We start from the raw sequence: 17,996 nt of genomic DNA, 5'->3' as shown, positions 1-17,996 counted from the left end.
AGCCGCTCGGCCGCCGCCGCGGCCGGCAGCGCGGCGCCGATCACGAAGCCGAAGTAGTTCGGTCCGTTCGACGCGACGGTCGCGGGCGTGCCGCGCTCGTCGAGCCGACGAAGCACGTCGTCGGCCGGGCGGCCCGCGTCGGGCAGCGGCTCGTCGAACGCCGCAAGGCCGGCCAGTGCGGCCGCGTCGGGAAACGCGCGCCGCGCGTTCGTCGCGGCCAGATACGCGTGCGCGCGCCGGTCGGCGTCGGCCAGCAATGCAAGTTCGTCCATGTCGGTAGCCTCAGTGGGAGTCAGAGTTGCAAAAGATCGCGGCCGAGTTGCTCAAGCGCGCCGTCGATCCGCTTGTAGTACGTGAACTTGCCGGCGCGGGTCGCCTGCACGAGCCCGGCATCCGCGAGGATGCGCATGTGGCGCGTGGTCGTGGCCGGCGCGATGCCGAGCTTCTCGGTGATGTACGTGCAGCACACGCCGAGTTCGTCGAAATCGCCGTGCGGCTGCGGCGGGAAATGCTTGCGTGGCTGCTTGAGCCAGCGCATCACGGCCAGACGGCTTTCGTTGGCCAATGCGCTGATGCGGGTGACGTCGTCCATGAGCATGCGGAGTTCGATTAACGTTTCGAATATTAGCTAAATGACGAAATGTGTGCAATCGATCGAGCGCCGGTTTCAGCCTGCGACGTCGTACTCGCAATCGTCACGCCCGCCTTCGATGCGATCACGTCCGGACAGACGCTGCAACGCTTAACGGACCGACTGAACCCTGCCCGTTACCCCGCGCCCAGCGCCTGCGCCAACCTGTCGATCAGCGCACGCACGCGCCTCGGTTGCACGGCGTTGCCCGGATAGACGATCTGCAAGTCGACGTCGCCCGGCGAGAACGCGCGCAAGACTTCCACGAGCGCGCCGGACGCCAGATCCTGTTCGACGTCGACCAGCGACTTCAGCGCGACGCCGTGCCCCGCGACGCACCACGCGCGCACGAGCGAGCCATCGTTGGCCACACGCCGGCCGCGCACCGTCACGCGCCGGGGTTCGCCATCGATGCTGAACGGCCATTCGGCATACAGGTCCGGCCCGAAGCGCATCACGATGCAATCGTGCGCGGCGAGATCGTCCGGATGCTTCGGTGTGCCGTGCGCCGCGAGATACGCGGGCGACGCGCACACCACGCGCCGCGCGCGGCCGAGCGAACGGCTGCGCAGCGAGCTGTCGGCAAGCACCCCACGGCGGATCGCGAAATCGAGCCCCTGCCCGACGACATCGACGTAACCGTCGCCGAGATGCAGGTCGACCGTCACGCCCGGATGCTCGGCGAGAAACGCGTCGACGATGGGCACTACCCGCTCGCGGCCGAGATCGGCCGGCGCGCTCAGGCGCACGGGGCCCGACAGCGTCTGCACACCGAGCCGCACGCGGCTTTCGAGTTCGTCGGCTTCGGCGAGCAGGCTCCGCGCGCCGTCGACGAGCGTGCGGCCTTCGTCGGTCAGGCTGATCGCGCGCGTCGTGCGCGTGAGCAGCGCCGCGCCGTAGTGGCGCTCGAGCGCGGTCAGCCGCTCGGACACGGTGGCCGGCGACAGCCCGAACTCACGGCCCGCCGCGGCCAGTCCACCCTTCTCCACGATGCGCAGGAACAGCGCGAGATTGTCGAGCAGCATTATTCGCCTCTTCCGAACGATATTTTCGAAGTCTGCCCAATTATCCGAAATATCCGCAAGCGATACAGTGTGGCGACACCTGGCCACGCGGCCGCCTCTCGACACTTCGATCACCCCAAGGAAACCCGCCATGGAATACCGCACCCTCGGCCGCTCCGGCCTCAAGGTTCCCGTCCTGAGCTTCGGCGCCGGCACGTTCGGCGGCACCGGCCCGCTGTTCAGCGCATGGGGCAACACGGGCGTCGACGAAGCGCGCCGCCTGATCGACATCTGCCTCGAAGCCGGCGTGAACCTGTTCGACACGGCCGACGTGTATTCGGACGGCGAATCCGAGCGCGTACTCGGCGCCGCGATCAAGGGACGCCGCGACCAGGTGCTGATCTCGACGAAGACGGGCCTGCCGACCGGCAGCGGCCCGAACGACGCGGGCACGTCGCGCGCGCGGCTGGTCCGCGCCGTCGACCACGCACTGCGCCGCCTCGACACCGACTACATCGACCTGCTGCAACTCCACGCATTCGACGCCAGCACGCCGGTCGAGGAAGTGATGTCGACGCTCGACGATCTCGTGCGCGCGGGCAAGCTGCGCTACATCGGCGTGTCGAACTTCGCAGGGTGGCAGATCATGAAGTCGCTGGCAGTGGCGGATCAGCACGGCTGGTCGCGTTACGTGGCGAACCAGGTCTACTACTCGCTCGTCGGCCGCGACTACGAGTGGGACCTGATGCCGCTCGGCGCCGACCAGGGGCTCGGCGCGCTCGTCTGGAGCCCGCTCGGCTGGGGCCGGCTCACCGGCAAGATCCGGCGCAATACGCCACTGCCCGAAGGCAGCCGCCTGCATGAAACGGCCAGCTTCGGGCCGCCGGTCGACGACGCGCGCCTGTACGACGTGGTCGATGCGCTCGACGCGATCGCCGAGGAAACCGGCAAGACCGTGCCGCAGATCGCGCTGAACTGGCTGCTGCTGCGCCCGACGGTATCGTCGGTGATCATCGGCGCGCGCAACGAGGAACAGCTGCGGCAGAACCTCGGCGCGGTCGGCTGGGCGCTGACCGATGCACAGGTCGCGACGCTCGACGCGGCGAGCGCGGTGGAAGCGCCTTATCCGTACTTCCCGTATCGCCGCCAGCAGGCGTTCGCGCAGCTCAATCCGCCGCTGCGCGGGTAAGCGCCGACGGCCCGCGGAGCCTGCGCGCGCGACCGTGCAGCGCTACGCCGGCACACGCGCGTCGCCGAGCCGCACGACCTTGTCGGCCGGCCCGATGACCGAGCGCCGGTGCGTGATCGCAACGACCGTAACGTCGCGGGCCAGCAGCCGCACGTGCTCCATGATGTCGCGCTCGGTGGCTTCGTCGAGCGCGGAGCTCGCTTCGTCGAGGAACAGCACGGTCGGATCGCCATACAGCGCGCGGGCAATCGCGATGCGCTGGCGCTCGCCGCCGGACAGCTTCAGCCCACGCTCGCCCACCGTGGTGCGAAAGCCGTCCGGCAGACTCTCGATGAACGTCAGGATCGTCGCCTTCGCCGCCGCTTCGCGCAGACGCTGCGCATCGCGCGGGCGGCCGAGCAGGATGTTGTCCTCGAGGCTTTCGTTCAGCAGCACGACATCCTGCGGCACGACGGCGACCGCGCCGTACCAGTCCGCGCGATCGATCTCCGCGAGATCGACGCCGTCGACGAGAATGCGCCCGCCAGTCGGCTCGATCGACTTCAGCGCGAGCTTGAAGACGGTGGATTTCCCCGCGCCGGTTTCGCCGACGAGGAACGTGATCGCACCACGCTCGGCGACGAAGTCGACGTCGGTCACGCCGCGGCCGTTGTCGTACGCATAGGCAACGCGGTCGAACACGATGCGCCCGTCGCGCGGCGCGAACGCCGACGCGTGCGACACCTGCCGCTCCTCGGGCGCCGTCCACAGCGCCGCGAACGGCCCGAGCGCCGCGCGGGAGCGGGCGCACTCGTCGACCGAGCGCGCGATCATTTCGAACGGCTGGTTCAGCTGCAGCAGCAACGTGTTGAACAGCACGATGTCGCCGATCGACAGCGCGCCCGCCGCATGGCGCGGCAGCAGCAGCCAGAACGTCACCGAGAACTGGACCGCGAGGCCGAGGCCCAGCACCGCGAGATAGCGGACGTGCTGCAGCACATACGCGCGCCAGCTGTCGCGCTCGACGCGCGCTTTCTCCGAGAAACGTTCGTTCATCCAGCGATGGCTGCCGAAATGCCGGAGCGTCTCCATCGCGTTGATCGCGCCGCCGACGAAACGCGCATTCTCCTGACCGGCCTCGATCGCGCGATCGAGGAACGCGCGCGAGCGCCGCGCGCCGACGATCGCGATCGTCACAGCGACCGCACCGTAGGCGGCGGTGATGGCCACGACCTCGACGTTGATCAGTGCGCCGAGCGTGACGAGCGTGAGCACGATCTGCAGCGTGCCGGGGATCAGCTCCATCAGGCTCAGCAGCACGAGCACCGACAGCGCCCGGCTGCCGCGCACGTTCGCGTTCTGGATTTCGGCGGGATTGTGCTCGACGAAGAACGCCGTGGTCTTCTTCAGGATGCGCTCGAAAAAGCGCGTGCTGGTGATGAAGCCCAGATTCTCCGAGCTCATGAACGCGAGGTATTGCACCACGCGTTGCAGCGCGCTGGAGAGGCCCAGCAGCACCGCGTAGAGCACGAAGCCCGGAATCAGCGCGTGGAGCACGCCGCGATGCGACAGCGCGTCGATCAGGCGCGAGAACAGATAGGGTGCGGCAACCGCGCTCGCGCTCGACAGGAGGACGACCGCCACGACCGTCAGCAACATCAGGCGATCGGCCTTCCAGTAGGCCCGCAGGACCTCGGTGATCGGATGCGACGCACGGGTTTCGTTCATGGCGGGATGAACCGGGCACGGCGCAGCCCGGATGGCGGCGATGGGCGAAAAAGTCTAACAGAGTGAAAGGAATGGCGTGGTGGCGTGTGGGTGGCGTGGCGTGGTTCCCGGAGGCTCATTCCGTTGAAAAGCACCCTTGAGCGGCTGAACACGTCCGTTCCAAGGAACGCATGCCAATCCGAGTGTGGCGCCAGAACCGGAGCGACTCGACGGAACGACGGTTGGCACCCACATTGACATATCGGTAAATCTCGATATACTCGCTGCCCATGGAATTGCTCGACATCTTCAAAGCCCTCTCGAACCGGACACGCCTTGAAATCCTGCAGGGTTTGAAGGATCCCGTGAAGAACTTCCCTCCGCAGGATGAAGGGGATGTTCATACGGTGGGCGTCTGCGTCAGCAGTATTCAGGAAGGCGTCGGGCTGTCGCAGTCGACGGTATCCGATTACCTTGCGACGCTGCAACGAGCAGGCCTGGTGGAAGTCAGGCGCATCGGCCAGTGGACCTACTACAAGCGTAACGAAGCAGCCATCAGCGCGCTGGCCAAGACCATCGGGAAAGACCTGTAATTTTTTGCCCCATGATATCGATAATTCCCGATATCCCTTTTTATCGAAACGAGGAAGTGCAATGAAAGCGCTGTTGCTCAAGTCATTTGGCGGCCCGGAATCATTCGAACTGGGCGACGTGCCCAAGCCGGTGCCGCACGCGGGACAAGTCCTGGTCCGGGTCCATGCCACCTCCATCAACCCATTGGATTACCAGGTCCGACGGGGCGACTATCCGGACCTGGTGCCACTTCCGGCCATTACCGGACACGACGTATCCGGCGTGGTCGAAGCCGTCGGGCCGGGTGTGACGGCCTTCTCGCCGGGAGACGAAGTCTGGTACACCCCGCAGATCTTCGACGGGCCTGGCAGCTATGCCGAGTACCACGTGGCGGCCGAAAGCATCGTCGGGAAGAAGCCGCCTTCGTTGAGCCATCTTGAAGCGGCAAGCCTGACGCTGGTTGGCGGGACGGTTTGGGAAGCGCTGGTCGTGCGTGCAGCGCTGCGCGTGGGCGAAAGCATTCTGGTACACGGCGGCGCGGGAGGCGTCGGCCATGTGGCGATCCAGCTCGCCAAAGCCATCGGTGCGAGGGTGTTCACGACCGTGCGCGAAGCAAACGTCGAGTTCGCCCGGAGCCTGGGTGCCGATGTGGTCATCGACTACGAAAAGGACGATTACGTCGACGCCGTCATGCGAGACACCGGTGGCCGCGGCGTCGATGTCGTGTTCGACACCATCGGCGGCAACACCCTGTCGCGCAGCCCCGATGCGCTCGCCCAGCTTGGCCGCGTCGTCACGATCGTGGACATCGCCCAGCCGCAAAACGTCATTCAGGCCTGGGGCAAGAACGCGAGCTATCACTTCGTGTTCACGCGACAGAATCGCGGCAAGCTGGATGAGTTGAGCGCCTTGATCGAGCGTGGACAGCTGCGGCCACACGTAGGTGCGGTCTATTCCCTTGCCGACGTTCCGCTCGCGCACGCGCTGCTGGAACGTCCCAACCACGGTGTTCGAGGAAAGATCGCGATTGCAGTCGAGCCGTCGGCTCATTCCAAACGTGATGGCGGCACCCAAGGGGCGTGATCTTTTTCTTGCATGTTGACCGTAGCGAGTGGCGCGGGATTCGCGGTGAGTCGCGAGCATCAGGGTTGCTTGTGGGCTGAACCCGACAGACCCAAGCGCAGCCGACGCGATCCCCGCCAGCTTTGACGGACGGCCAACATCGCGAGATTCGTGCGGATCGTGGCACCATGAAATGCCGTCGTCATGGGCCTACCCATGGGGCCGCGAACTTCCTATCGTAGAGACCTGCGACGCGCCTGCCGGATCGGCGGCGCGCCCTCTTCTCATCGACAGGTCCGCCAACATGAACGCCAACGACACCGGACTGACCGTACGCGCGGTCACGGAAAACGACTACGACCAGTGGCTGCCGCTGTGGGACGGCTACAACCGCTTCTACGGCCGCTTCGACGATACGGCCCTGCCGCTGAGGGTCACCCAACTGACGTGGTCGCGCTTCTTCGACGGTTACGAACCCGTGCACGCGCTCGTCGCGGAGCGCAACGACAGGCTGGTCGGACTCGTGCATTTCCTGTATCACCGCAGCACGACGCACATCGGGCCGACCTGCTACCTGCAGGACCTGTTCACGCTCGACAGCGAGCGCGGCAAGGGCGTCGGCCGCGCGCTGATCGAAGCCGTGTACGACGCCGCACGTGCGCATCGCGCCGAACGCGTGTACTGGCAGACACACGAGACGAACCACACGGCGATGCGACTCTACGACACCGTCGCGGCAAAACCGGGGGCCGTGCTCTACCGGAAGGAGTTGTCGCGCTGAGATGAACGGTGAGACGTGGGCAAGCGCAATCTCGTGGATTGCCCGGCCCGATTGAAGGCCATGATCATTTCCGGGAACAACCGTTTCGGCAAACCCGGTAGCCCCGGGGATACAAGAGCATCCTTTCGGTCGATTTTTGTGTCCTCGGGGCTACGAAATCAACCCACCGGCCGCGCCTTGATCCATAAAAACAGCGGCACGCGCGCCCACTGCTTCAACTGATCCGTATCCGCCTGATCGGGCGGCGGCTCGCGCAGCGACACGATCGCGAACCCGGCCGCTTCCAGCGCTTCCATGTACGCCTGCAGCGGCAGCGACCAGCCGGCGAAGTGCATCGACAGCCCGTCGCGCGTTTCCACGCCGTCGAAGTGCTCGCGCCCGAAATAGCTGCCCTTCAGCACGAACGGCGCATCGGGTTGCGGCCCCGCAAAGCTGCCACGATCGCGGAACGGATGCACGAGCGAGATGAACAGCGTCCCGCCCGGCTTCAGCACGCGGCGCGCTTCGTTCAACGCGCGCTGCATGTCGTCGAGGTCCATCAGCACGTTGTACGCCATCACGAGATCGAAGCTGGCCGCGTCGAACGGCAGCGACGCCGCGTCGGCCAGCTCGTAGCGATGCGCGGAATCCGCGTGACGCGCGGCGTCGAGCATCGCGGGCACCACGTCGGTCGCGGTCACGTCGTAGCCGAGCGCCTTCAACTCACGGCTCACGCGGCCTTCGCCGCAGCCGATCTCCAGCGCGCGGCCGGTATCGCGGCCGATATAGGCCGCGAGCCCCGCGCGGTATTTCCAGAATGCGTCGTGCCCCGGCTTGCCGGCCCAGTCAATCCATTGGTCGGCGACCTGTGCCCAGTGTTCGGTGATGGCTGTCGTGTCGGTCATGTGCGCTCCCGTTCAGCGTCCGGTGTTCGTCGTTGGCTCAGGATGCGCATGGTAAGCCGAAGCGGCGAACGGTGTGAGCGCGTTGCACCGCTTCGGCCGGTTTCCGTTTCCGGTCGCGAAGTTCTACAGTTACATAAAACAACTTGCGCCGCCGCGCGTCGCCGCTGCTCGTCGATGCGCACCCGATTCCGAGGACATCCCATGCCGAGCATCCTGGCCGCGCCCGCCAATCTCCCTCCGAGCCCCGTCGCGGCGGAAACGCGCATGGTGCACGACGTCGCCACGCTGAAGCCGTCCGACTATCGTTCGGCGGACGGCGCATCGTGGGTCATCTCCACCCTCACGCCGGCCGCGGACAGCGGCACGAACGTGACCGGCACGACCTACTTCGACACCGCGAAAGGCCGGACCGTCCCGGTGCCCGACGCGCGACGCCGCTATGCGAATCGCGGCACGTGGCAGGTCGTCGCGAGCTCGAGCCCGTCCGTGCCGGCCACCGGCCGCTACGACTGGCTGACGCTCGCCTGGCTGCCGATCAACCGGCGGCCGCTGCCCCAGACACCCGAACACCTGTATTCGCCGTTCATTCGCGGCGGCACGATCGTGTATCGCTGGAATCCGGCGGCGGAAGGCGGCGAGCAGTTCGGCAACGTGCGGATGATCTTTCCGGAATGGACGCAGCAGGTGGCCGAGGCGTTGCGGGCGGCGCCGGCAACGTCGTCGGACGGGGCGAGCGCGTCGGCCGTATCGTCGTCGGCGCTCGAGCGCCTGAAGGCGGACACGAATCCGATGACCGCCGTGCTCGACTTCAGCGATGCACTGCGCGATGAACCGGTCGAGCGGATCGTCGCGCAGCTGCCGGAGCTGCTGCGGATGAAGGATCTGCACGAACTGTCGGCGATCGTGTTCCTGTGCCTGTCCGGATCGCGCGCGGAAGACCGGCCGCGCTTCGCTGAAATGATCAACGGGTCGATCGCGTCGACCGACGACAGCGCGCGCCTGCTCGCGATCGCGTATGGCGCATTCGCGGCCGGCCGGGCGCGGCCTTATCCGTTCAACGATGCGGGGCAGACGGCGCGTATCAACGACGTGTTCGGTGCGTTGAAGCGGCGGACCGCAGTACTCAATGTGCCGGTTGGCGAAGGCTCGCCCTGGTACGAGTTCTTCACCGCGTATCGGCTTGGCGGCACTGTGTCCGGCAATGGACAGTGATCGCCCACCGAGGTCAGCCCCTCGACAGCAAGATCCGATCACTGGTGTCCGAAACCTTTCGCAGCTCGGTCGCCCGGTTTTTCATCGGCGTATAACGCCGCGACGAATAAATGCCGATTCGGCTTTCGATCTATTCGACCTTTGGAATCGAATCGGCCCGTGCTAGATTTCCGCCCGGCCAAAGAGCCATTTCAAATAACCCGAACTAAAAAAGACCAAATCATGAAATCCGTATTCCGTCATGCCGCGCTGGCATTGGTGACGATCGGCTTCCTGTCGGGCTGCGCGAGCAGCGTGACACGCGAGGCCAGCGATCAGCCGGGGGCCATCGCGACTGCATCGACGCCCAAATTCGGCACGAAGCCCGTGATCGTGAATGTCACGCTCGACAATGCCGCGCAGGAAGCGCTGAAAGACAATCTGAAATTCAGCCCCGACAACCTGAAAGGGAAAATCGAAAGCGCACTGGCCGCACGCAAGCTGCTGGCAACGACCGGTTCGACCGACGCGATGCACCTGAATGTCGAAGTCACCGGCATTCGCGTGCGATCGAGTTTCTCGGCCGTCATGTTCGGCTTCATGGCCGGCAACGATCACGTCGACGGCACCGTGACGCTCACCGATGCCGACAATCATCCGGTCGACCGCTTCAAGGTGTCGGCGTCGTATGCGCTCGGCGGCATCGCCGGCATCGACAGTCTGCGCATGGACTGGCTGTACGAGAAATTCACCGAGAAGACGCTCGCGACGCTCGATCCGGCGACCGCGGCCACGCAGGCCGACACGGCACCGGCAGCATCGAAGAAGCTGTAAGACCCGACGCCCGACGGATCGCGGATGCGCGGCCCGTCGGGTAACGGCGGTGGATCACATGCCACCGCCAGCGAATGGTCTCGCCGGTCGCGAACCGACCGCCATGCGATGCGCGAGTGAATGCCCGGTGCTCGCATCTGGCAGCGGTCCTATTCCGTTTAGTCAGCCGATATCAATCGGATCGCGGCCGCGCCCACCGACCGCCACAAGACACTCACGCCCGCTCGCACGGCGATAAAAAAGCGGCCGCTCGCGGGAGGAGCGGCCGTCAAGGAAAGATCCCTGTTCGGGATGCCGGAGGACACCACATCTCACCGGTATGCGTATTGTTGACGACCGCTATTCCGCTGACCATCAGACTGGTCTGATTCGCGGCCCTTCCGCATGAAAATCATGCAGTCCTGATCCACGCGCGTTCACCGAATCCGCAACGCGCCGTTACGTTCTCGACGGGAACCCCCATACGCGGCGACCTGTCGAATCGCCGCACGCCCGTCGACGGCTTCATCGCCGTGGCGGACAATCCCCTCTCCAGTCCCGCTCGATCACGTCCGCCCTTTCATGCTGAGCATTGGTCCCTTCTCGATCCGCGTCGTCGCGGTAGCTGTCGCCGCGCTGCTCGCGTGGCTCGTCGCCCGTTTCATCCAGCGTCGCCCGCCGGACGGACATCACAAGACCGCGTCGAGCCTGATCCTCGATACCTTGCTGTTCGGCCTGCTCGCCGCGCGTATCGGCTACGTCGCGCAGTGGTGGCACGAGTACGCCGCCGCGCCGCGCTCGATCATCGCGCTCGGCGACGGCGGCTTCGACTGGCGCATCGGCCTCGCGGCCGGGATCGTGTTCGCGGGCTGGCGCCTGCGCCGCCTGTCCGCACTGCGTCGCCCGGTGATGGCCGGCATGCTCGCGGGCATCGCCGCATGGGGCATCGCGCAAGGCACGCTCGCCACGTTGCAGCACGGCGCGCCGCCGCTTGCCGCGCTGCAGCTCGAAGCGCTCGATGCCACGCCGGTGCCGGTGCAACGCTTCGCGGGCAAGCCTGTCGTCGTGAATCTTTGGGCCACGTGGTGCCCGCCGTGCCAGCGCGAAATGCCGATCCTCGCGCAAGCGCAGCAGGAGCATCCGGGGATGACGGTGCTGATGGTCAACCAGGGCGAAGACGCGCAAGCCGTGCGCGCGTTCCTCGAACAGAAGGGGCTACGGTTCGATCACGTGCTGCTCGATCGCTCGATGCACGCGATGAAAACCTACGGTTCGCGCGGGCTGCCGACCACGCTCTTCTTCGACGCGAAAGGCAACCTCGTCGAATCGCACATGGGCGAGATCACCGCCGCACGGCTGAAGGATGCCGTCGCGGACCGCTTCGGCCAGTAACGCGCGTCGACCGAACCGCAGCGGCGCCGCGTCGTCACATCCGCGCCTCGACCGCCGCCAGCCGGGCCGGCAGATGTTCCAGCAGTGCATCGACGGCGGCCCGGACTTTCAGCGGAAGATGCAGCGTGTAGGGCCACACTGCCTGGATCGGAAAGATCACGCCCGGCCGATCGGGCAACAGCTCCCGCAACACACCGCCACGCAGCGCGTCGCGCACCAGCCAGTACGGCAACCACGCGACGCCCAGATCCGCGACGGCCGCATCCATCAGCGCGCTCAAATCGTCGGACAGCAAACGAACGGCGGGCTGCAGCTCCACGCGCTGGCCGTCGACGATCACGCGCCAGCGATGCACCTGGCAGAAACGCGTATAGGCCAGCGCCTTGTGCCGTTCGAGTTCTTCGTAGGTCGCGGGTTCGCCGCAGCGGCTCAGGTACGCCGGCGATGCGCAAAACGCCATCCGGTGCTCGCCCAGCGGTCGCGCCACCAGCTCGCTGCTGTTCGGCAACGTGCCGACACGCACCGCGAGATCGAAACGCTCTTCGACCAGGTCGACGGAACGATCACTGAACGACAGGTCGAGATCGAGCTCGGGATGCGCCTTCGCCAGCTCGATCAGGATCGGCGCCACGCAAAGATGACCGAAGAGCGTCGGCATCGACACGCGCAGGCGCCCCTTCATCTGCCATTTGCCGGTTTCCAGCAGTGCCTCGCCCGCTTGGATCTGCTCCATCGCGCGCAGGCAATGGTCGTAGAACAGCGCACCTTCGTCGGTCAGGCTCTGGCTGCGCGTCGTCCGCTGAAATAGCACGACGCCCAGCCGCTCCTCGAGGCGCGCGACGCTCTTGCCGACCGCCGATCGCGTGATGTGCAGCTTCTCCGCGGCTTCCGCAAAGCTGCTCGCTTCCGCCGCAGCGACGAAAACGTCGATGCCCTTCAGGTTGTTTCGCATGCGATTGGAGACAAATACGCTACACAGTGCGTCGATCTTATCGCTTTTGGCGATAAAAGGTGGCTGATAGGATCGATTCCAGTCCTCACATTCGCAACGGAGCACCTCGCATGGCCCGGATCCTCGTCCTCAAATCAAGCATTAACGGCAGCCAGTCGCAAACCAGCACGCTGATCGACACGTTCCTGGCCGAGCGCCAGGCCAACGGCCACGTCGACGACGTGATCGTGCGCAATCTCGTCGACACCGACCTGCCGATGCTCGACAGCGAGCTGTTTCACGCGCTGCGCGGCGCAGCCAACCCGAGCGAGCGTGCGCAACGCGCGATCGTGCTGTCGGACGAACTGATTGCCGAGCTCAAGGGCAGCGACCTGCTGCTGATCGGCGCGCCGATGTACAACCTCAACGTGCCGACCCAGTTGAAGAACTGGTTCGACCTCGTCGCGCGAGCACGCGTGACGTTCCGGTACACGGAGACCTATCCGGTGGGGCTCGTCGAAGGCATCAGCGCGATCGTGTTCAGTTCGCGCGGCGGCGTGCACGTCGGCCAGGAGACGGATGCGGTCACGCCATACCTGCGCGCCGTGCTTGGCCTGATGGGCATCGTCGACGTGGAATTCGTCTATGCCGAAGGGCTCGACATGAAGCCGCACGGTTTCGAGGCGGGACTGGCGAACGCTCGGCGGCAGATGGATGCGCTGCACGCGTAAGCCGGAACGTACGGCGACGTTCCCGAGCAAGGTCGGGCGTTACCTGCACGACGTGAATGACATCGCCGTGCAACGCACAGCTGGCGAATCGAAGCATTCGACCGACACGCTTTCTGACATATCGCCAATGAAGTAACGACGCGGCCCGCAAGCGCAATCGCCGTGGAATCGTTGCGCAGCAAGCATGCAAGACATCGGTGTGGCCGTCGGCACCGACGAAGACACTCCAGACCAGCTCCTGACAACGGTCGATCTCGGCTAGAGTGGGCGCACGTTTTCGCTTGGAATATCAGGTCATTTCGTCATGCCAATCATTTGACGGGATGCCGATCGAAATTCGCTGCGTAAACGAGCGCGGCCCGCTGGTGTTAGAGCACCTGCGGGCCGCTGACCACAACCCACTCATCATGGGAGTCAGTCATGGCTGACGCGAATCATAACGCACCGGTTCGTTTTCACGATTGTTTCGTGCCCCCTCGAACGTCTTTTCAGACTCGCCGCATCGTTCCGCACCTCAAGCTCGCCGACATGGCATCGCCGGTCCTCCATCTGTGGATGAAGCTGTCCAGCCACTGGATCGAGGCAGCGGGTTTCGATCCCGAGCAGCCGTTGAAGATCGAGGTGATGCACAAGCGGCTGGTGATCACGCCGATCGAAGACAGGCGCTGCGACGATTTCGGGAAGCGTGTCGATCACGCATCAGAACCGTCGCGATCGAATTTTTTGGTGATCACGGGAGACGCGCAATGAATCGCAACGACTCGCCCCAACGCGCCGGCAACTTGCCGGCTGACTTCGAACTCGATGACGCAGGTGCATTGTCGGCCAAGTCTGCGCTGGTCCTGAAGGTCAACGCGCTGATCGTCTCGCGCGGCCTGAGCGAAGACGAGGCTGCAGCGCTCGCAGAGATGGCCCGGCCGGTCGTCACGCCCGAGCAGCGCGAAAGGCTCCGGAACGTTTCGCTGGAACTGCTGATGCAGACGCTGGCGTCGTTGGGCCAGCATGTGGAAATCGTGGTGCGGCCGGCGGGGCCACCGCGTTCGGCAGGCATCACCGTATCGGTCTGACAACCGGCGGAATGATCGATACGTAATGCGCGTGGCGGCCGGGCCCGGCCGCCGCCGAATGTCCGTCACAGTCGAGCGAGCGCAACGTACCGGCTCTCCACGATCATCCTCGATACACCGACGACGTACCGATCGCGCCGGGGTCCGGCTACGCCCCTGGACTGACGGTCAAGGCTGCGAAAACACCATCACACGCCCTTGCACACGCTGGAGCTTCAACCAACCCATGTCGGCGGTGAAACGCAGTTGCTGCAGCGGGAAGTCGAACTGCGCCTGACCGGCGGCGCTCACGACCGCCTGGGCGATCCAGCGGATCAGCGCCTTCCCTTCGTCGGTCGTCACGCTGCCGTTCTGCACGCCGTAAAAATAGCGATTCCCGGCGTTGACCTCGTTCTGCAGTTGCATCCAGTGCCCCGGCAACCCCTGCAGCGTCCTGAACAGGTCCGCGACCCGTTGCGTCGTGAGGCCGCGCGCCCACAGCGCACCGTTCGCAGCCGGTCGCGCCAGGTTGTGGCGATCCGCCGCCTGGGCCTGCTCCTTGATCTGTCCCCTCAGGGAATCATCCTTCGACATGCCGCACTCCTCATGGTGATCGGCGCGGGAGAACAGCCTCGCGCGCGCCGCATGCACGATACGCTCATTGTGAGAAGTCATCGCCTGTCAGCTATATCAGGCTTCAATATCTGGCGTCTGTCCCCATCACGCTTTCTTCCCCTTCAGCAAGAACGCCGCCGCCGTACACCCCGCCATCGCGACACCCGCGATCAGGAACGTATCGCTATACGCCATCAGCAGCGCCTCGCGCATCACGCGCTGGTTCACGAGCGCGAGTGCCAGCTCGTGCACGCCGCCGGTCGACGAACCCGGCAACGCATCGGCACGCGGCGCATGCACGCGCGACAGCAGCCGCGCCAGCGTCGCCATGCGTTCCTGAAAGGCCGCCGAGAACGGCGAGACGGCCTCGCCGATCCGCATCGCGTGCAGCTTCTGCCGCTCGACGACGATCTGGCTCGCCACCGCGATGCCGATCGCGCCGCCGACGTTGCGCACCATGTTGAACACGCCGGACGCCGAGCCGAGCTGCGCCTTCTCGATTCCGTCGACGGCCATCACCGACAGCGCGATCACGACCAGCGACTGCCCGATCCCGCGCACGACGAGCGACGGCACGATCACGTTCGATGCGGCGTCGGCGGTCAGGTGGATGTTCATCAGACAGCCGGCCGCGACGAGCACGAAGCCGAGCACGATCGTCGTGCGCGGGCTCGTACGGCGCATCAGCGGCGGCGTCAGGAACGACATCACGAACTGCACGAGCCCGTACGGGATCATCGCGAGGCCGATGTCGCGTGCGCTGTAGCCGTGCAGCTCGGCGAAGTAGTTCGGCACGAGGAACACGACGCCGAACACCACCGCGCCGAACAGGAACTGCATCAGGCTCGCGATCCCGAAGTTGTAGCGGCCGAGCAGCCGCAGGTTGATGAACGGTGCCTTGCGCCGCAGCTCGATCGCGACGAACGCGACGAGCCCCACCACCGCGACGATCGACAGCTCGACGATCAGGTCGGACGCGAACCAGTCCTTGCGACCGCCCTCCTCCAGCACGATCTGCAGCGCGCTCAGGCCGAGCGCCATCGTCGCGATCCCGAACCAGTCAGCCTGCCGCAGCTTCGACAACTGCACGGGCACCGGGCGGATCGCCCACGCGATCGCCGCGATCAGCGCGATCGCGGGCGGAATCTGCAGATAGAAGATCCAGCGCCACGAGTACATGTCGGTGAGCCAGCCGCCGAGCGACGGCCCGGCCGCCTGCGCGACGTTGTTCGCGACCGCGAACAGCGCCATGCCGAGCGGATGCTTCGACGGCGGCAGCTCGGTGACGATCAGCTGGAACGACAACGGAATCAGCACACCGCCGAACGCGCCCTGCAGCGCGCGCGCGACGATCATCGACGAGATGGTCGGCGCGACCGAGCATGCGATCGAAAACACAAGGAACCCTGTTGCGCCGACGAGCAGCACGCGGCGCGCGGAGAACACCTGCACGAGCCAGCCGGTGAGCGGAATCACGACGATCTCTGCCACGAGGTAGGCAGTCGAGATCCACGAGCCTTCCTCGAAGCTCGCGCCCAGCGACCCGCGGATGTCGGGCAGCGACGCGTTCGTCACATGCACGTTCATCCCCGCCATGAAGCAGCCGAACACGCCGCCGAGCACCGCGACCCACGCGCGCAGCGAAACGGTTTCGTCGTGCTCGGCCTGCGCAGCCTGCCCGGTTGCGGCGCTCACGAACCGGCTCCCGGCGCGCCGCGCGTATCGACGCGCGCGATCACCGACATGCCGGGCCGCAACACGAGCCCCGGCGGCGGCGCATCGAGGTGGATCTTCACGGGCACGCGCTGCACGATCTTCGTGAAATTGCCGGTCGCGTTGTCGGGCGGCAGCAGCGCGAATTCGGCACCCGAACCCGGTGCGAGCCCGAGCACGCGGCCGTGCAGCGTGCGGCCCGAGTAGGTATCGACGTCGATCTCGACCGGCTGTCCGTCATACATCGCGCCGAGCTGCGTCTCCTTGAAGTTCGCGACGACGTACACGTCGCGCAGCGGCACGACCGCGAGCAACGGCATCCCGACCTCGACGTACTGGCCCGCGCGCACCGCGCGCTGGCCGATCGTGCCGTCGCGGGTCGCGCGGATCACCGTGTGCTCGACATCCAGTTGTGCCAGCGCGAGCTTCGCGCGGGACGCCGCGAGCCGCGCACGCGCCTGCTCGATCGCAGCCGTGCTCTGCGCGCGGCGCCGGCGCAGCACCGTCTGCTGGTCGTCCTGCGCACGCACGGCCGCACTCGCGCGAGCCAGTTCCGCGCGGGCCTTCAGCGCATCGGCATGCGCCTGTTCCCAGCGCTGCCCGCTGGCAGCCGATTCGGCAAGCAGTTGCTTGTAGCGCACCGCATCGGCATCGCGCCGCGTGGCTTCGGCACGCGCGGCGGCCGCGTCGGCCTGCGCCTGCTCGATCACGCTGCGCTGCTGGCCGACCTGCGCGTCGAGCGTCGCGGCCGCGGCTTCCTCGGCCTGCAGCGTCGCATCCGCCGCGGCGACGGCCGCCTGCGCATCGTCGAGTTTCGCGCGATAGTCGCGATCGTCCAGCGTGACGAGCACGTCGCCGCGTTTCACGGGCTGGTTGTCGTCGACGGCCACGCGTGCGACATAGCCGGCCACGCGCGGGCTGACGGTCACGATGTCGGCGCGTACGTACGCATCGTCGGTGTGCTCGATGAAGCGTCCGACCGTCCACCAGCGCCAGCCGAACCCGGCCAGCGCGATGACGGTGATGAAGACGCCGGCGGCGATCCAGTGGCGCCGTGCGAAACGGGCGGATTTCTCAGGTACGGCTGTGGTGCTCATGATCGGAATCGGAATGGTTGAGTGCGGGCGGATAGACGTGCGGATTCACGAACGGCCGGCTAGCGCTGCCAGCCGCCCCCCAGTGCCTTGAAGACGGCGACCTGATCGAGCGCAACCTGCTGCGTCGACGCGGCCAGCGCGGCATCGACTGCGACGAGGCTGCGCTGCGCGTCGAGCACGCCGAGAAAATCCAGCGCGCCCGCGTCGTAGTTCAGTTCGGCGAGCCGGTAGGCGCGCGCGTGCTCGGCACGCGCGGTGTCGAGCGCGGCCTTGTGGCGCCACTCGGCGCCATAGCGGGCGAGCGCCTGCTCGGTTTCCTTCAGCGCGCGCAGCACCTGCGCATCGAACGACGCACGCGCGGCGGCATCGTCCGCTCGGGCCTGCGCGAGCTGTGCGCGGCTCGCGGCGAGATTCGGAAAGCGCCAGGTGATCAGCGGCCCGACGCCCCACGCGATCGCGTACTTGTCGCCGAGCGATGACGGATCGCCGGTCGCCGACAGCCAGTTCACCGAGCCGCCGAGCACGATCGACGGATACAGCTCGGCCGTCGCGACACCGATCCGCGCGTTCGACGCGGCGAGCCGCCGCTCGCTCTCGCGCAGGTCGGGCCGGCGCCGGAGCAGCGCCGCGCCGTCGCCGACCGGAAAAGATCGGAAA

At 66.2% G+C, this 17,996-nt stretch carries 19 protein-coding genes and 1 pseudogene; 10 read left to right on the top strand and 10 right to left on the bottom strand.

Features of this window, described 5'->3' with window-relative positions; translation table 11 throughout:
* From G3O00_RS28725 to G3O00_RS28715, 3 genes and pseudogenes are all read right to left on the bottom strand, one after another.
* Positions 1-272: pseudogene (locus G3O00_RS28725) on the bottom strand (aspartate aminotransferase family protein); the annotation flags it as partial.
* Positions 273-292: 20 nt separating this feature from the next.
* Positions 293-592, bottom strand: coding sequence for a helix-turn-helix domain-containing protein (locus G3O00_RS28720; protein ID WP_011356502.1), 300 nt, complete (start codon positions 590-592; stop codon positions 293-295).
* A 176-nt stretch (positions 593-768) separates the two neighbouring features.
* Positions 769-1,656 carry a LysR family transcriptional regulator gene (locus G3O00_RS28715; protein ID WP_206145045.1) on the bottom strand — a complete coding sequence of 296 codons (888 nt, stop codon included), beginning with the start codon at positions 1,654-1,656 and terminating at the stop codon, positions 769-771.
* Positions 1,657-1,786: 130 nt separating this feature from the next.
* Between G3O00_RS28715 and G3O00_RS28710 the strand changes: the two genes are divergently transcribed.
* Positions 1,787-2,824 (top strand): aldo/keto reductase, encoded by a 1,038-nt coding sequence (locus G3O00_RS28710; RefSeq protein ID WP_206145044.1) that lies wholly within the window; start codon positions 1,787-1,789, stop codon positions 2,822-2,824.
* A 42-nt stretch (positions 2,825-2,866) separates the two neighbouring features.
* Here G3O00_RS28710 and G3O00_RS28705 read toward each other — a convergent pair whose 3' ends face one another.
* On the bottom strand, positions 2,867-4,531 hold the full coding sequence (locus G3O00_RS28705; protein ID WP_206145043.1) for an ABC transporter ATP-binding protein: 1,665 nt from the start codon (positions 4,529-4,531) through the stop codon (positions 2,867-2,869).
* A gap of 269 nt (positions 4,532-4,800) precedes the next feature.
* Here G3O00_RS28705 and G3O00_RS28700 point away from each other — a divergent pair, with 269 nt between their 5' ends.
* The 3 genes from G3O00_RS28700 (at position 4,801) to G3O00_RS28690 (ending at position 6,926) form a co-directional block, all read left to right on the top strand.
* The gene (locus G3O00_RS28700) at positions 4,801-5,103 is read left to right on the top strand and encodes a metalloregulator ArsR/SmtB family transcription factor (protein WP_174914313.1); all 303 of its coding nucleotides are present in this window, start codon (positions 4,801-4,803) and stop codon (positions 5,101-5,103) included.
* 61 nt (positions 5,104-5,164) lie between these two features.
* Positions 5,165-6,166, top strand: a complete 1,002-nt coding sequence (locus G3O00_RS28695; protein WP_206145042.1) for a zinc-dependent alcohol dehydrogenase family protein — start codon at positions 5,165-5,167, stop codon at positions 6,164-6,166.
* Between the two features lie 283 nt (positions 6,167-6,449).
* A complete protein-coding gene (locus tag G3O00_RS28690) occupies positions 6,450-6,926 on the top strand; it encodes a GNAT family N-acetyltransferase (protein ID WP_206145041.1) in 477 nt (158 codons plus the stop codon).
* 158 nt (positions 6,927-7,084) lie between these two features.
* Here the strand turns inward: G3O00_RS28690 and G3O00_RS28685 are convergent, their stop codons facing one another.
* Positions 7,085-7,810, bottom strand: coding sequence for a class I SAM-dependent methyltransferase (locus G3O00_RS28685; protein WP_206145040.1), 726 nt, complete (start codon positions 7,808-7,810; stop codon positions 7,085-7,087).
* A 201-nt stretch (positions 7,811-8,011) separates the two neighbouring features.
* Between G3O00_RS28685 and G3O00_RS28680 the strand changes: the two genes are divergently transcribed.
* The 3 genes from G3O00_RS28680 to G3O00_RS28670 all read left to right on the top strand — a co-directional run bounded on the left by G3O00_RS28680 (position 8,012) and on the right by G3O00_RS28670 (position 11,206).
* Positions 8,012-9,022, top strand: a complete 1,011-nt coding sequence (locus G3O00_RS28680) for a hypothetical protein (protein ID WP_206145039.1) — start codon at positions 8,012-8,014, stop codon at positions 9,020-9,022.
* A 222-nt stretch (positions 9,023-9,244) separates the two neighbouring features.
* The gene (locus tag G3O00_RS28675) at positions 9,245-9,835 is read left to right on the top strand and encodes a DUF4410 domain-containing protein (RefSeq protein ID WP_206145038.1); all 591 of its coding nucleotides are present in this window, start codon (positions 9,245-9,247) and stop codon (positions 9,833-9,835) included.
* 561 nt (positions 9,836-10,396) lie between these two features.
* Positions 10,397-11,206, top strand: a complete 810-nt coding sequence (locus tag G3O00_RS28670) for a TlpA disulfide reductase family protein (RefSeq protein WP_206145037.1) — start codon at positions 10,397-10,399, stop codon at positions 11,204-11,206.
* A 34-nt stretch (positions 11,207-11,240) separates the two neighbouring features.
* Here the strand turns inward: G3O00_RS28670 and G3O00_RS28665 are convergent, their stop codons facing one another.
* Complete coding sequence (locus G3O00_RS28665) at positions 11,241-12,158, bottom strand: LysR family transcriptional regulator (RefSeq protein WP_206145036.1); 918 nt, start codon at positions 12,156-12,158, stop codon at positions 11,241-11,243.
* Between the two features lie 110 nt (positions 12,159-12,268).
* Here G3O00_RS28665 and G3O00_RS28660 point away from each other — a divergent pair, with 110 nt between their 5' ends.
* From G3O00_RS28660 to G3O00_RS28650, 3 genes are all read left to right on the top strand, one after another.
* A complete protein-coding gene (locus tag G3O00_RS28660) occupies positions 12,269-12,868 on the top strand; it encodes an NAD(P)H-dependent oxidoreductase (protein WP_206145035.1) in 600 nt (199 codons plus the stop codon).
* 420 nt (positions 12,869-13,288) lie between these two features.
* On the top strand, positions 13,289-13,618 hold the full coding sequence (locus G3O00_RS28655) for a SymE family type I addiction module toxin (protein WP_206145034.1): 330 nt from the start codon (positions 13,289-13,291) through the stop codon (positions 13,616-13,618).
* Complete coding sequence (locus G3O00_RS28650; RefSeq protein ID WP_011356515.1) at positions 13,615-13,935, top strand: helix-turn-helix transcriptional regulator; 321 nt, start codon at positions 13,615-13,617, stop codon at positions 13,933-13,935. The genes G3O00_RS28655 and G3O00_RS28650 overlap by 4 nt, the downstream gene beginning before the upstream one ends.
* A 168-nt stretch (positions 13,936-14,103) precedes the next feature.
* Here G3O00_RS28650 and G3O00_RS28645 read toward each other — a convergent pair whose 3' ends face one another.
* The 4 genes from G3O00_RS28645 to G3O00_RS28630 all read right to left on the bottom strand — a co-directional run.
* The gene (locus G3O00_RS28645; protein WP_346779006.1) at positions 14,104-14,565 is read right to left on the bottom strand and encodes a peptide ABC transporter ATPase; all 462 of its coding nucleotides are present in this window, start codon (positions 14,563-14,565) and stop codon (positions 14,104-14,106) included.
* Positions 14,566-14,634: 69 nt separating this feature from the next.
* On the bottom strand, positions 14,635-16,224 hold the full coding sequence (locus G3O00_RS28640) for a DHA2 family efflux MFS transporter permease subunit (protein ID WP_206145033.1): 1,590 nt from the start codon (positions 16,222-16,224) through the stop codon (positions 14,635-14,637).
* Positions 16,221-17,339 carry an HlyD family secretion protein gene (locus tag G3O00_RS28635; protein ID WP_206145032.1) on the bottom strand — a complete coding sequence of 373 codons (1,119 nt, stop codon included), beginning with the start codon at positions 17,337-17,339 and terminating at the stop codon, positions 16,221-16,223. Before G3O00_RS28635 ends, G3O00_RS28640 begins: the two co-directional genes overlap by 4 nt.
* A 59-nt stretch (positions 17,340-17,398) precedes the next feature.
* On the bottom strand, positions 17,399-17,996 hold a 598-nt coding region (locus tag G3O00_RS28630), incomplete at its 5' end, for a TolC family protein (protein WP_206145031.1).

Origin of the sequence: Burkholderia sp. Ac-20384 (assembly GCF_017104605.1) — a bacterium.
In the GTDB taxonomy this organism is placed as follows: domain Bacteria; phylum Pseudomonadota; class Gammaproteobacteria; order Burkholderiales; family Burkholderiaceae; genus Burkholderia; species Burkholderia lata.
The sequence above is the reverse complement of the archived record's forward strand: the minus strand, read 5'-3'. Positions and strand labels throughout refer to the sequence as shown.